This is a genomic window from Xenorhabdus vietnamensis, assembly GCF_002127535.1.
GTDB classification, from domain to species: Bacteria; Pseudomonadota; Gammaproteobacteria; order Enterobacterales; family Enterobacteriaceae; genus Xenorhabdus; species Xenorhabdus vietnamensis.
Window position 1 is genome coordinate 41,342 of the sequence record NZ_MUBJ01000010.1, and the last position, 14,741, is coordinate 56,082.

Sequence of the window (14,741 nt, forward strand, 5' to 3'; positions counted from 1 at the left end):
CAGTAAGGAGTAGTAATGTCCCACGATCGCCTTTATACCGAAAAAGAACTCAGCTGGCTCTCTTTCAACGAGCGTGTACTTCAGGAAGCTGCTGACAAAAATAATCCGCTGATTGAAAGAATGAGGTTTTTAGGGATCTACTCCAATAATTTGGATGAGTTTTATAAAGTTCGCTTTGCTGATGTAAAGCGACGTATTCTTATCAGTGAAGAACGGGGTTCAGCCACTGGTGCCCGCCAATTATTGAGAAAGATTCAGGCTAAAGTTGTCAAAATCGATCAAGAGTTCGATGCCCTCTACAACGATCTGTTGTTGGAAATGGCACGTAATCAGATTTTCTTGATCAACGAACGTCAGATATCCCCGAATCAACAAATCTGGCTGCGGCAATATTTTCGCCAGCTTTTACGACCACATATAACACCAATTGTCATCAACTCAGAAACCAATTTGGTTGAGTTTTTAAAGGATGATTATACCTATTTGGCCGTTGAAATTATCCGTGGACAAGAAACGCAATATGCTTTGTTGGAAATTCCATCCGATAAAGTCCCGCGTTTCGTCAACCTGCCCCCAGAGATGCCAAAAAAACGCAAATCAATGATATTACTTGATAATATTTTGCGTTACACGCTGGATGAAATTTTCAAGGGATTCTTCGATTACGATACCTTGAACGTCTATTCGATGAAAATGACCCGCGATTCCGAATATGATCTGGCAACAGAGATGGAATCCAGTCTGCTGGAACTTATGTCTTCCACGCTGAAACAAAGACTGACGGCGGAGCCTGTACGGTTTGTTTATCAGCGTGATATGCCTGATGAAATGGTAGAATTACTGCGCAGCAAACTGGGGCTATCCAATGATGACTCGGTGATTGCCGGTGGCCGCTATCATAACTTTAAAGATTTCATCAAATTTCCCAATGAAGGAAACCGGAATCTTCTGAATAAACCCATGCCACGATTGCGCCATACTTGGTTTGACCATTTCCGCAACGGATTTGACGCTATTCGTGAAAGGGATGTCCTGCTTTATTATCCCTACCACACATTCGAACATGTACTGGAATTACTGCGGCAAGCATCTTTCGATCCCAGCGTGCTCTCGATCAAGATCAATATCTACCGCGTCGCAAAAGACTCACGCATTATTGATTCCATGATTCATGCGGCACATAACGGAAAGAAAGTAACCGTCGTGGTGGAATTGCAAGCACGTTTTGACGAAGAAGCCAATATCCATTGGGCAAAACGTCTCACTGAAGCAGGTGTACATGTCATTTTTTCCGCCCTGGGCCTGAAAATTCACGCAAAGCTTTTCATCATTTCGCGACTGGAAGGTGAAGAAATAATCCGTTACGCCCATATAGGTACAGGAAATTTCAACGAAAAAACGGCACGTCTCTATACCGATTATTCTCTGCTGACTGCCAACCCCGAAGTCACCAATGAGGTTCGCCGGGTGTTTAACTTCATTGAAAACCCTTATCGGCCTGTCACATTTAATAATTTAATGGTATCCCCCCAAAATTCACGGGCCATGCTCAATCGACTGATTACTCAGGAAATCGAGAATACACAAGCCGGTGAATTGGCTGGAATTACTCTGAAAGTCAACAACCTTGTAGACAAGGAGTTAGTCGATCGCCTATATGATGCCTCTGAAGCTGGTGTCAAAATCCGCATTCTTGTACGTGGCATGTGCTCTTTGGTTCCGAATCAATCCGGCTTTAGTGAAAACATTCAAGTCACCAGTATTGTGGATCGTTTCCTTGAACACGATCGTGTTTATGTTTTCACCAACAAAGGCAATGAAAAAGTTTTCCTTTCTTCAGCTGACTGGATGACCCGCAATATTGATCATCGCATTGAAGTAGCTGTTTGCCTGCTCGATCCTCTTTTGAAACAAAAGGTTATGGATATCCTTGAATTGCAGTTCAGTGATACCGTCAAAGCACGATATATTGATAAGGAATTGAGCAATCACTATGTTCCACGAGGAAATAAGCGTAAAATCCGCGCGCAGCTTGCTGTTTATGAATATTTGAAAAACCTCGAACAACCGGAACCAAGGGCCTGATTTATGCCGTTAAAACACGACACCCCGATGCCCAAGCCCCAAGAAATTGCCACTATTGATTTGGGTTCCAATAGCTTCCACATGGTAATCGCCCGTATTGTTAACGGTGCATTACAAGTTATTGGGCGTTTAAAGAAGCGGGTTTATCTTGCCGATGGTTTAAACAGTAAAAATGAATTAAGCGAAGAAGCCATAAACCGTGGCCTGAATTGCCTTTCTCTGTTTGCAGAACGATTGCAGGGATTTTCCGCCGATAATGTCTGTTTAGTGGGAACACATAGCTTACGTGAAGCCACCAACGTACAAGAATTTTTGAAACGGGCAAAAGAAGTTATCCCCTATCCAATTGAAATCATCTCTGGTCATGAAGAAGCCCGCCTGATTTTTATGGGCGTTGAGCATACGCAACCAGAAAAAGGCCGGAAACTGGTGATTGATATTGGTGGAGGCTCCACTGAATTAGTCATCGGTGAAGACTTCGAACCTCTATTGATTGAAAGCCGGCGTATGGGCTGTGTCAGTTTTGCCCGTCAATTCTTCCCGGACGGTGTGATTAGTGAACATAATTTTCGCCGGGCACGGCTTCAGGCAGCACAAAAACTGGAAAATCTCGTCTGGCAATTTCGGACAAAAGGCTGGGATTTTGCCTTGGGCGCATCAGGAACTATCAAGGCAATACACGAACTGTTGGTGGAATTGGATGAGAAAGATGGCCTGATTACACCAGAGCGTCTAAACATGCTGGTAGAACGAGTCCTGAAATACAGGGATTTTAATACACTGGAATTGCCGGGATTATCCGATGACCGCAAACAAACTTTTGTTTCCGGGCTATCCATATTGTGCGGTATTTTCGATGCCTTAAATATTCACGAACTACGCTTGTCTCATGGAGCATTGCGGGAAGGTGTGCTTTACGAAATGGAGGACCGTTTCCGTCATCAGGATATTCGCCAGAGAACCGCCAAAAGCCTTGCTGAACACTATAATATCGATCGTGAACAGGCAGACCGAGTCTGGTGTACTGCCAAAAAACTTTATGACCAATGGGCAGCACAAAACCCCAAACGAGTGCACCCACAACTGGAGTCAATTCTACTTTGGGCAGCCATGCTGCATGAGGTGGGTTTAAGTATTAATCTGAGTGGCTTGCAACGGCATTCTGCTTATATCCTGCAAAATACCGATCTGCCTGGATTCAACCAAGAACAACAATCTTTGTTGGCAACATTGGTTCGCTATCATCGCAAAGCGGTTAAAATACATGAGCATACCCGCTTCTACCTGTACAAGAAAAAACAATATTTTCCCATGCTTAAGATATTGCGGTTGGCAACCTTGTTGAACAACCAACGGCAATCTACCACAACACCGGAGACATTAAGGCTGGAAACTGATCACGGTCATTGGATACTCTACCTGCCCAAAAACTATTTAGCACAAAATGCCCTCGTGTTGCTCGATCTGGAGAAAGAACAAAGCTACTGGAATGACGTGACTGGCTGGAATTTACACATTAAAGAAGAACCAGCTTAACGATATCGCGTTATGAAAAAGAACAGAAAACAGTTCAAATAATAAAATTAATACTGTTTGTCAGCTTTTCAATTTTGTTTGGGCGCTTTATCTATTCATTTATGGCGATATTATTGCGATCGCCTGATTTTTTGCCCTATTTTCTGCCTTAAAGGTGCTCCATGTCACAACCAACCTTTACACCTGATAATACAACTGTTGCCAGCCAATATTCCCAAAAACTGGCACATGTTCGTCAACGTCTGCTTTCACTATTCATCCACGATAAGCTATTTGTCGATACATTATTGGATCAAACTGATGAATATTCAGCGATCAGTGGCGAACAATTATTGGAGAAAATAGAAGAAGTCAGTACGCTGCTGACCAGCCTGCATGCTGCCGATATTGCTGATATTCTGGAAGCCTTGCCTTATGATGAACGTCTTGCTTTATGGCGTTTGATCGACAATGACCAGCGCGGTGAAGTTTTGGTGGAAACCTCTATTCCCGTTTGGGATAACCTGATCAAAGATACGTCTGACATTGCGCTGTTACGTACCATTGGTAAGCTACACGTAGATGAACAGGCCTATATTGTAGAACATCTTCCCCGTGATACTACTCGCCGTCTGCTGACCTATCTGGAACCGGGCCAACGCAATCGCATCCGGGAAGTATTGCAATACCATAAAGATAGTATCGGCCAAATGATGGATTTCGAGTTCGTAACAGTGCGGGGCAATGTTACACTCAGCACCGTTCAGCGTTTTTTACGTTCCAGAGGCTCAATTCCCAAAACAACAGATAAAATCTTTGTGATTGATCGCAAGAATCGTCTTCAAGGAGAGTTATTGCTTACAACCTTACTGCTCAATGCACCGGACAGATTGGTTTCCGAAGTCATGAATACGGATACCGTTACTTTCTCACCAGAGCAAAAAGGTGAAGATGCCGCCAGTGCTTTTGAACGTTACGATTTGATTTCCGCCGCCGTAGTGGACAATAACGGGCGCTTAATGGGACGCCTGACTGTTGAAGATATCGTTGATACCTTAAGTGAAGAGACTGACACCAATATTCGCCGCATGGGGGGCTTAAGCCGCGAAGAGGATGTCTTTGCTCCTGTTGGTCAGGCGGTAAAAACCCGTTGGACATGGCTCGCCATAAACTTATGTACCGCTTTTATTGCTTCACGCGTAATTGGCTTATTTGAACATACTATTTCCCAGCTAGTTGCCCTTGCAACCTTAATGCCCATCGTGGCAGGCATCGGCGGTAATACTGGCAACCAGACCATCACCATGATCGTCCGCGCGTTGGCACTTCATCAAATCCAAACCGGCAGCTTTTCTTACCTACTGTTGAGAGAACTTGGTGTTGCCTTTATCAATGGCATTATCTGGGGTGGGATAATGGGCGTTGTCACTTATTTACTCTATAGTGATCTTGCCATGGGAGGTGTCATGACGATGGCGATGATATTGAACTTATTGATGGCGGCGATGATGGGCGTATTAATACCCTTTATTATGATGAAATTGAGAAGAGATCCGGCAATTGGTTCCAGTGTGATGATTACCGCGATTACAGATACAGGTGGGTTCTTTATCTTTTTAGGATTAGCAACGTTATTTTTGGTTTAAATCTCTTTTTCTTAGCATAAGAGCCTATTAAATATAGGCTCTTAAACAATAAACCCTTTTTATCTATTAATACACTCTGTCGTCCCAAACACTATATCCAGACGTTCCCGCCATATGATGACGGCAAATAATGTCTTTATATTTGATGGAGACAATTTCTTCTGGTTGGGCTTCTGCATGGTTAACACTATGAGGATAATCCGGTGACAACTCAATAATAGTCGCCTCACGGCACTCTATGGAATAATATAATTCCTGTGCCCCAGATTGGGCAGTGCGATAAAAATCAAATTTCAGATTCAGTGTTTCATTATCTGAAATTGCCATCATTAATAACGGTGATGATTTATCTTGTGGTTTTATAAATACAATTGGACTATGGTTAACATTTTGTTCTCTGTGTATGGAATGATGTAACTTTAATATAAAGATTTCATTCTCATGACCCGCCTGATATTTATTGCCAATGGATTCAACAGAGGAGCATCCTTGTGAAATTAACCCTTGTTTGTCTCCCTGCAATGTTAAATAAATCATATTTGCCATAATAACATCCTGTTGTGGTTAAGGTTCATTAAGTACGATCAAACAGCGCTAATATATCTCTAAACACGACCATTTGGGTAGAAAAAAGTGTGATGTAACTCCCTATGTAATAAGGGATAAATAGAAAATCTCACACATCCACTCATTTTCACATGAAAATCAATATGATATTAACTTGGTTAAATATCATAATCATTTATTATTTCTATTTTTTTAGTGTCATTTTGATATTTTTCCTTAAGTTTTTTCTGTAACTCTTTTGCTTTTGTACAATATTTTTCAAGAGCATTTTCTACTTCTTTCTGCCTCTCATCAGGTAGTTCATTATCCCATTCACCTGCAAAATGCTGACAGTCTTCTGCATTATCTATATACTCTTGTAAATCTTTTGGAATATTATTTTCTGATGCCCAGGTATTTCCACATAAAAAGAAGAATATAATGCATATCATCGTTAGTTTTTTCATATTATCTACCATCGCTAGACCAATGTGGTCTGTCTTTTACACCACCGTGAAATTTTATCACTCCGTAACTTTTACCTATATTATGCAAATCCTTATTCATTCCATCCCTTGGAAGAGAATTGATTAACACAGATTTCCCCTGTTTATTTTTAATTTCTAAATTACCTGTCCATGTTATACTTATATCAATTGCATTGCCTTCAGTATGTCGACTTTTTAACGCTGGAGCAACTTTTAACCTTGTCATTCCATAAGCACTTACCATGGCTTCTGCTGCTTTAATGCTATCATCGTTATTTTTATGTACCCATTCTATATTCACACCCAATTTGCTTGGTACATCCTCTGGTTTTACTTGTTTTTTACTTATTTTCCATGCCCAATGCATTAAATAAGCTCTTTCTGGTGGCCTAAATGTTGCAGATATTGTTACTCTAGCCCCTGCTTTCTTTAATTGTGCAATAAAATCTTCTACACCTATTCTAAAGCTAAGCTTTAGATCTTTTGTGGAAGTACTTCCCGGATACTTAGATACCCATTTTTCACTACTAAGTTCTTTCATAAGACATCCTTTTTATTATTGTTTCTAAAATGTTGCTTGATGTATTTATTATTTTATACCTTAACCATAATAATAAACGCCTAATAACTCAGTAAAACCATGTCAGTATCTGCAGATTGCTTCATCTTCTAATCATCAATTGTTCTCTTAATGGCTTGTAATTAACCACAAAGCGGATACTCTATCTTTCATAACATAATTCTCTGTGCTTCATTGGATTACCCATCACAAATCCCATGAAAAATCACTACCAAAAACATTATCTTTTTGACATAACCTCCATATTTTCTTCATTATTGACTAATTCCCGTTGGTTACACTAATAATATATTCTTGCATCTATTTTGGCATAAGATGCTGCATGACTGATTACTGCCACAACATTAAGAGAATGTCGAGCAAATGAATAACAAAAGCCGTTCCTACTTTTTCCGTCTCGCTGCGGTGCTAGCCGTAATCGTCGCGGCAGTTTTCTTTACATGGAAACACTTCAACGTACCTTCATCATCAAACAACAGTCAGGATTCAGAATCAGAACAGAGTTTAAACAATCCGACTCATCCTCCCGTGCAAGTAGCAACGGCTGAAATCAAATCTGTACCTCATTACTTAGGTGGATTAGGAACGGTTATGGCAGCGAATACAGTGACTGTCATCAGCCAAGTAGAGGGGCAGTTAATCGCTTTGCATTTTGATGAAGGTCAATATGTCAAAAAAGGCGATTTGCTGGCAGAAATCGATCCTCGTCCCCTGAAAGTTAAACTGGCAAGGGCGCAAGGACAATATGCCAAAGATCAGGCAACGTTGACCAATGCTAAACAGGATTTGCTCCGCTTTCAGCAATTAGCGAAAAGTAAACATACCTCCCAGCAAGATCTGGATAAGCAAATCTCGTTGGTTCGTCAGAGCGAAGCCAGCTTGAAAACCACCCAATCCGATATTGATGAAGCCAAACTACAATTAATATACAGCCGTATCACGGCCCCTATTTCCGGTCGCGTTGGATTAAAACGCATTGATGTCGGCAACTATATATCTGGTGCTGGAGCAACTCCAATTGTGGTTATTACGCAAGTCGATCCCATTGATGTACTGTTTTCCTTACCTGAAAACGATATTGGTACTGTGTTAAAGGCTCAGAAAGATCACGAAAAGTTGGCTGTCATCGCGTGGGATCGCAATAATCAGCAGCAATTAGCACAAGGAAAACTATTCAGTATTGATAACCAGATTGATGTTGCTACCGGCACAATCAAGATGAAAGCTCAGTTTAATAATCAAGATAATGTGCTGTTCCCTAATCAATTCGTCAATATCCAGATGAAGGTCAATACATTAAGTAATGTCGTTGTTATTCCCACGGCTGGTTTACAAATGGGAAATAGCGGTAATTTCGTCTGGAAAGTAGATAAAGACAATAAAGTCAGCAAACAGAAGGTCATTTCAGGACTGCAAAATAATCAATTGGTGGTTATCAATAGTGGCCTGTCAACAGGCGAACGTGTCGTCACTGATGGTATTGACAGCCTGACCGAAGGTGCCAAGGTCGAGATTGTCAAACCCTTGAACGTTGAATCACTTGATGCAGATAAAGATAAAAAGAATTCAGGCCAATCAAACGGTAAAGCGGAGAATTCCTAATGCAATCTGATTCTTCAATGACAGGCGGAGGACCATCTCGTCTGTTTATCCTGCGTCCTGTTGCTACGACGTTGTTTATGGTTGCAATCTTGCTAGCCGGAATAATTGGTTATCGGATGCTGCCAGTTTCTGCATTACCACAAGTAGATTACCCAACGATTCAAGTAGTAACACTGTATCCCGGTGCCAATCCGGATGTGATGACATCCGCTGTAACAGCACCACTGGAACGCCAGTTTGGTCAGATGTCCGGCTTAAAACAGATGTCATCCAGAAGTTCTGGCGGGGCTTCTGTTATCACATTGGTATTCCAGCTCTCATTGCCCTTAGATGTGGCAGAGCAGGATGTGCAGGCAGCGATCAATTCAGCCAGTAATCTATTGCCAGAAGATCTGCCCTACCCGCCAATTTACAGCAAAGTCAACCCGGCTGATCCCCCCATATTGACGTTAGCCGTAACCTCCGATGCCCTACCGATGACTCAAGTACAAGATATGGTGGAAACCCGCGTAGCCCAGCGTGTTTCTCAGGTCAGTGGTGTCGGTCTGGTAACTTTGGCGGGCGGGCAACGCCCCGCTGTCCGCGTGAAATTGAATGCGCAGGCCGTGGCTGCACAAGGATTAGACAGCGATGCTATCCGTTCAGCCATCATGAAAGCCAACGTGAATTCGGCAAAAGGCAGTTTTGACGGGCCAACGCGCTCAATCACTATATCCTCCAACGACCAGATGAAATCTGTCGATGATTATCGCAATTTAATCGTCGCCTATAAAAATAATGCTCCGGTTCGCCTGCGTGATATCGCTACCATTGAACAGGGAGTGGAAAATAGTAAATTGGGTGCATGGGCAAATGAAAAGCCTGCCATTGTTATTAATGTTCAGCGCCAGCCCGGAGCTAACGTTATAGAGACCACAGATAATATTCGTACCATGCTGCCAGAATTAATCAGCAGCCTGCCCAAATCCGTTAATGTAGAGCTACTGACAGACCGTACGATTTCAATCCGCAATTCAGTCAAAGATGTTCAATTTGAATTGTTGTTGGCTATCGCACTGGTCGTCATGGTGATTTATCTCTTTTTGCGTAATGTCACTGCGACCTTGATCCCAAGTATTGCAGTACCGCTTTCACTGGTAGGTACATTTGCCGTTATGCATTTTTGCGGCTTTTCCGTCAATAACCTGACTTTAATGGCGTTAACCGTTGCAACCGGCTTTGTGGTGGATGATGCCATTGTCGTTATAGAAAATATTTCCCGTTACATTGAACGGGGAGAAAAGCCTCTGGCGGCTTCGCTGAAAGGGGCAGGAGAGATCGGCTTTACTATCATCTCCCTGACTTTTTCATTAATTGCCGTCTTGATCCCTCTGTTGTTTATGGGAGATATCGTCGGTCGGCTGTTCAGGGAGTTCGCCATTACCCTTGCTGTCGCCATTTTAATTTCTGCCGTTGTGTCATTGACGCTAACGCCGATGATGTGCGCAAGAATGCTGAAGCCCGAAGCCAATACTAAACACAATCGCTTCGAACAGGCATGCGAACGTTTTTTCGAACGCATGATTGAAATATATGCTGTTTTCCTGAAACGAGTGTTAAATCATCCTTGGATGACACTGGGTGTTGCATTCGGTACGTTGGTTCTGACCGCCCTGCTCTATATTATGATCCCCAAAGGATTCTTCCCATTGCAAGATAACGGGTTAATTCAGGGTACTCTGGAAGCACCACAATCTATTTCATTCAATGCAATGGCGGATAAACAGCGACAAGTTACAGCTCTGTTACTCAGAGATCCGGCGGTGGATAATGTCACGACATTTATCGGTGTTGATGGTAACAATCCAACATTAAATAATGCTCGTCTTCAAATCACTTTGAAACCACTCAGCCAACGTGACAACCACATCGACGAGGTGATCCCACGTTTACAGGCACGTATCGCTAAAGTTCCTGACGTCAAGTTGTACCTGCAACCAACACAGGATTTGACAATTGATACTCAGGTATCGCGCACACAGTATCAGTTTACATTGCAAGCCACTTCACTTGATGAACTCGCCGTCTGGGTGCCTAAATTGCAAAATGCCCTGAAACAACGACCAGAATTGGGGGATATTGGTAATAATTGGCAAGATCAGGGGTTAGTAGCTTACCTCAATGTGAATAGAGATATGGCCAGCCGATTTGGAATCTCTATGGCTGCGGTGGATAATGCTTTGTATAACGCTTTTGGCCAACGCCTGATTTCGACGATTTACACTCAATCAAACCAGTATCGCGTCATTCTTGAGCAAGATATGAAGAGTACTCAGGGGCTGGAAGCGCTGAACAACCTTTATCTGACCGGTAATGATGGAAAAATGGTACCACTCAATACCATTGCAACCGTCGAGCATCGGCTGGGGAACTTGTCTATCGATCATCTACAGCAATTTCCTTCTGCTACTTTTTCATTCAATGTTGCGAAAGACTCTTCCCTTGAACAAGCAGTCAATGCCGTCAATGAGGCAGAACGGGCGATCCAAATGCCAAAAGACATCATTACGCAATTTCAGGGAGCAACGCTGGCGTTTCAGGATGCGCTCAGTAATACCCTTTGGCTGATTCTGGCTGCTGTCGTCGCCATGTATATCGTACTTGGTATACTGTACGAAAGTTTTATTCATCCCGTAACCATCTTGTCAACCTTACCTACCGCAGGTGTTGGTGCATTGTTGGCTTTGATGATAGGTGGCTATGAGTTAGATATTATCGCCATCATTGGGATCATTCTCTTGATCGGCATTGTGAAGAAAAACGCCATCATGATGATCGATTTTGCTCTGGCAGCAGAGCGAGAAAAAGGAATGACGCCTTATGAGGCCATTTACCAAGCCTGTTTGTTGCGTTTCAGACCAATCCTGATGACAACAATGGCAGCACTGCTGGGGGCATTGCCACTGATGTTAAGCACCGGCATCGGTGCGGAGCTGCGCCGTCCTTTAGGCGCCAGCATGGTCGGGGGCCTGATCATGAGCCAGATTCTAACCTTGTTCACAACTCCTGTCATTTATCTGCTGTTTGATCAACTAGCATGCTATTACCGAAAAAATAATTACCGGAAAAATAAAAAAGATAAACCAATAAGGCTTGATAAATCCTCAGTTAATCATCAGGAGCCGCTGTGAAATTTTTCGCCCTATTTATCCGGCGGCCAGTTGCCACAACATTGCTGAGCTTAGCCATCACTCTTTGTGGTGCACTCAGTTTTGCCTTGCTGCCTGTGTCACCGCTGCCACAAGTAGATTTTCCCGTGATAACAGTTCACGCTTCCATGCCCGGTGCATCCCCAGAAACCATGGCATCCTCTGTGACGACGCCTCTGGAACGTGCATTAGGCCGGATTGCAGGGGTAAAAGAGATGGCTTCCACCAGCTCGCTGGGAACCTCTTCTATTTATCTGGAATTTGATCTCAATCGGGATATCAATGGCGCAGCACGGGATGTTCAAGCCGCCATCAATGCCGCACAAAGCTTATTACCTTCCGGTATGCCAAGCAAACCGGGATATTATAAAGCCAACTTGTCAGACGCCCCGATTATGATTTTAAACCTCACTTCAGACAATTATAGTGAGGGCCAACTGTATGATCTTGCTTCTACCAGACTGGCTCAAAAGATTTCCCAGATAGAAGGCGTCAGCAAAGTCAGTGTCGGCGGTAGTTCATTACCGGCAATACGCGTTGAATTAAACCCCAATGCACTCTTCAATCAAGGTGTTTCTCTCAACGATGTCGGTAATGCCATCAATAATGCTAATGTCCGGTTTCCTACAGGTCATGTTGATTCCGATAAACAGATTTGGCAGCTACGCACCAATGATGAACTGAAAACACCTGAAAGTTACCGTTCGATCATTGTGCATGATAATAATGGCTCACCTGTCAGATTGCAGGATGTCGCAAATGTTAAGAACTCGGTCGAGGATATTCGTGCAGCAGGCATGTCCGGAAATAAGTCAGCTATTGTTCTTATTATCCGTCGTGAAGCGGGTGCAAACATTATCTCGACCGTTCAACGCATTCGTGATCAGCTTCCTACTCTGCAAACATCCTTGCCTGCCAACATTCAGCTAAACGTTGCTCAGGATCGTTCACCAACTATTCACGCATCCCTGCAAGAAGTAAAACGTGCATTAGCGATTGCTGTCGCCTCAGTGATTTTAGTCGTATTCCTGTTTTTACGCTCTGGTCGAGCGACATTGATACCGGCAGTTGCTGTTCCGGTATCACTGATTGGTACCTTTACCGCCATGTATTTATGTGGTTTCAGTTTGAACAACCTCTCGTTGATGGCATTAACCATTGCCACTGGTTTTGTTGTCGATGATGCCATTGTGGTACTGGAGAACATTTCCCGCCACCTGAATGCTGGGTTGAAACCCATGCAAGCCGCCCTCAAAGGGGTCAGAGAAGTTGGATTCACTGTATTAGCCATGAGCCTGTCACTCGTTGCGGTATTTATTCCCCTCGTATTAATTGATGAGTTACTTGGCAGATTATTCCGGGATTTTGCGGTCACGCTTGCAACCGCCATTGGGATTTCTCTGTTCATTTCACTGACCCTGACCCCGATGATGTGTGCCTACTTGCTCAAATCCACACCAGAAAATACACAGAAGCAGATACGCGGGTTCGGGAAGGTATTGTTGAGAATTCAGCAAGGCTATGGCCGCTCATTGAAATGGATACTCAATCATACTCGTTGGGTATTGCTGACATTGCTTGGCATTATTGCCCTGAATATCTGGCTTTATATCAGTATTCCAAAAACCTTTTTTCCTCAACAAGATACTGGAAAAATGCTGGGTTTTGTGGTGGCTGACCAAAGTATTTCATTTCAGGCCATGCGTGAAAAAATGAAACGTTTTATGCAGATAGTCAATAACGATCCAACCGTGGATAATGTCGTGGGTTTTACTGGTGGTGACAGCATCAATACGGGCTTTATGTTTATTTCGTTGACGCCATTGAAAGAACGTACTGAAAGTATCCAGCAAGTTATTACCCGCTTAAGAAGCAAACTGACCAATGAAGCAGGAGCACGCTTATATTTAGTTCCTGTTCAGGATCTGAGAAGTGGGGGACGGGGGGGTAAATCGACTTATCAATTTAATCTGTTGTCTGATGATTTTGGCGAACTACGTAAATGGAGTCCTATTGTCAAAAAAGCATTGGAAAAAATGCCTCAATTGGTGGATGTGAATACCGATGACGATGAAGAGGCTAAAGGTGCTGAAATAGCGATTACTTATGATCGTGATATTATGGCTCGTTTAGGTATTAATGTTGCCGAAGCAAATAATCTGCTCAACAACGCTTTTGGGCAGAAGCAAGTTTCCACAATTTATGAACCTCTGAATCAATATAGAGTTGTAATGGAAGTTGCTCCGCAATATAACCAAGATCCCAGTGCGCTGGAGAAAATGTTTGTCATTAATGACAAGGGAGAACGCATTCCCCTCTCCTATTTTGCCCAATGGCATCCTGCCAATGCACCGTTGGACGTTTATCATCAAGGATTGTCTGCTTCTTCTACCATTGCATTTGATGTGGCACCGGGTTACACGTTATCCGATGCAATCAGTGCAATAGAAAGAACAATAACAGAATTGGGAGTACCGTCAGCAGTACGCAGCTCTTTCACAGGTACAGCCCAGGACTTTCAAGAAAGTGAACGCTCTCAATTATTGGTGATTATTGCCGCCATCGTCACTGTTTATCTGGTTCTGGGAGTGCTCTATGAAAGTTATATCCATCCCCTGACAATCCTTTCTACCCTGCCTTCTGCGGGAATAGGCGCTTTACTGGCTCTGGAGCTGTTCAATACTCCATTTAGCCTAATCGCTATGATTGGGATTATGTTGTTGGTTGGTATTGTCAAGAAAAACGCCATTATCATGGTGGATTTTGCCCTTGAAGCGCAACGAAACGGTAAGCTCAGTGCCCAGGAAGCGATTTTTCAGGCCAGTTTATTGCGATTCCGTCCGATCATGATGACGACGTTTTCTGCCCTGTGTGGTGCTTTACCTTTGGTACTGAGCAATGGGGATGGGGCAGAGTTACGCTTTCCACTGGGGATAACTATTGTTGGTGGTCTGGTGGTAAGCCAACTTCTCACTTTATATACCACCCCGGTTGTATATCTGTTTTTTGACCGACTGCGTGAAAAATGGCGTCATCGTCAGGCAATACGCAACATCATTCCATCTCAGATAACTGAGTCAGAATGAAATTC

General features: G+C 43.2%; 9 protein-coding genes. 6 read left to right on the forward strand and 3 right to left on the reverse strand.

What is annotated here, in order from left to right:
- Positions 1–15: 15 nt before the first annotated feature.
- From ppk1 to mgtE, 3 genes are all read left to right on the forward strand, one after another.
- A complete protein-coding gene (gene ppk1, locus Xvie_RS10560; protein WP_086109283.1) occupies positions 16–2,085 on the forward strand; it encodes a polyphosphate kinase 1 in 2,070 nt (689 codons plus the stop codon).
- Positions 2,086–2,088: 3 nt separating this feature from the next.
- Positions 2,089–3,621 carry an exopolyphosphatase gene (gene ppx / locus Xvie_RS10565; protein WP_086109284.1) on the forward strand — a complete coding sequence of 511 codons (1,533 nt, stop codon included), beginning with the start codon at positions 2,089–2,091 and terminating at the stop codon, positions 3,619–3,621.
- Positions 3,622–3,782: 161 nt separating this feature from the next.
- Positions 3,783–5,246: a magnesium transporter gene (mgtE, locus tag Xvie_RS10570; RefSeq protein WP_086109285.1), complete on the forward strand. Its 1,464-nt coding sequence runs from the start codon at positions 3,783–3,785 to the stop codon at positions 5,244–5,246.
- Between the two features lie 66 nt (positions 5,247–5,312).
- Here mgtE and Xvie_RS10575 read toward each other — a convergent pair whose 3' ends face one another.
- From Xvie_RS10575 to Xvie_RS10585, 3 genes are all read right to left on the reverse strand, one after another.
- Positions 5,313–5,792, reverse strand: coding sequence for an Hcp family type VI secretion system effector (locus Xvie_RS10575; RefSeq protein ID WP_086109286.1), 480 nt, complete (start codon positions 5,790–5,792; stop codon positions 5,313–5,315).
- A 179-nt stretch (positions 5,793–5,971) separates the two neighbouring features.
- Entirely contained in the window at positions 5,972–6,259 is a 288-nt protein-coding gene (locus tag Xvie_RS10580; protein ID WP_086109287.1) for a hypothetical protein, read from the reverse strand.
- Between the two features lies 1 nt (position 6,260).
- Positions 6,261–6,821 carry a peptidoglycan-binding domain-containing protein gene (locus tag Xvie_RS10585; RefSeq protein WP_086109288.1) on the reverse strand — a complete coding sequence of 187 codons (561 nt, stop codon included), beginning with the start codon at positions 6,819–6,821 and terminating at the stop codon, positions 6,261–6,263.
- A gap of 402 nt (positions 6,822–7,223) precedes the next feature.
- On the opposite strand from Xvie_RS10585, the gene Xvie_RS10590 reads away from it, so the two are divergent.
- From Xvie_RS10590 to mdtC, 3 genes are read left to right on the forward strand one after another with little or no spacing between them, the layout of a single operon-like run.
- The gene (locus tag Xvie_RS10590) at positions 7,224–8,462 is read left to right on the forward strand and encodes an MdtA/MuxA family multidrug efflux RND transporter periplasmic adaptor subunit (RefSeq protein WP_086109289.1); all 1,239 of its coding nucleotides are present in this window, start codon (positions 7,224–7,226) and stop codon (positions 8,460–8,462) included.
- Complete coding sequence (locus Xvie_RS10595) at positions 8,462–11,632, forward strand: MdtB/MuxB family multidrug efflux RND transporter permease subunit (RefSeq protein WP_086109290.1); 3,171 nt, start codon at positions 8,462–8,464, stop codon at positions 11,630–11,632. The genes Xvie_RS10590 and Xvie_RS10595 overlap by 1 nt, the downstream gene beginning before the upstream one ends.
- The gene (mdtC, locus tag Xvie_RS10600; RefSeq protein WP_086109291.1) at positions 11,629–14,736 is read left to right on the forward strand and encodes a multidrug efflux RND transporter permease subunit MdtC; all 3,108 of its coding nucleotides are present in this window, start codon (positions 11,629–11,631) and stop codon (positions 14,734–14,736) included. Before Xvie_RS10595 ends, mdtC begins: the two co-directional genes overlap by 4 nt.
- Positions 14,737–14,741 lie beyond the last annotated feature (5 nt).

What these genes read in the sequence shown, in the direction of transcription:
- Xvie_RS10580 (WP_086109287.1), bottom strand. Translation starts at nt 6,259, where the DNA reads ATGAAAAAACTAACGATGATATGCATTATATTCTTCTTTTTATGTGGA.
- mgtE (WP_086109285.1), top strand. Translation starts at nt 3,783, where the DNA reads ATGTCACAACCAACCTTTACACCTGATAATACAACTGTTGCCAGCCAA.
- ppx (WP_086109284.1), top strand. Translation starts at nt 2,089, where the DNA reads ATGCCGTTAAAACACGACACCCCGATGCCCAAGCCCCAAGAAATTGCC.
- Xvie_RS10585 (WP_086109288.1), bottom strand. Translation starts at nt 6,821, where the DNA reads ATGAAAGAACTTAGTAGTGAAAAATGGGTATCTAAGTATCCGGGAAGT.
- Xvie_RS10575 (WP_086109286.1), bottom strand. Translation starts at nt 5,792, where the DNA reads ATGGCAAATATGATTTATTTAACATTGCAGGGAGACAAACAAGGGTTA.
- ppk1 (WP_086109283.1), top strand. Translation starts at nt 16, where the DNA reads ATGTCCCACGATCGCCTTTATACCGAAAAAGAACTCAGCTGGCTCTCT.
- Xvie_RS10590 (WP_086109289.1), top strand. Translation starts at nt 7,224, where the DNA reads ATGAATAACAAAAGCCGTTCCTACTTTTTCCGTCTCGCTGCGGTGCTA.
- Xvie_RS10595 (WP_086109290.1), top strand. Translation starts at nt 8,462, where the DNA reads ATGCAATCTGATTCTTCAATGACAGGCGGAGGACCATCTCGTCTGTTT.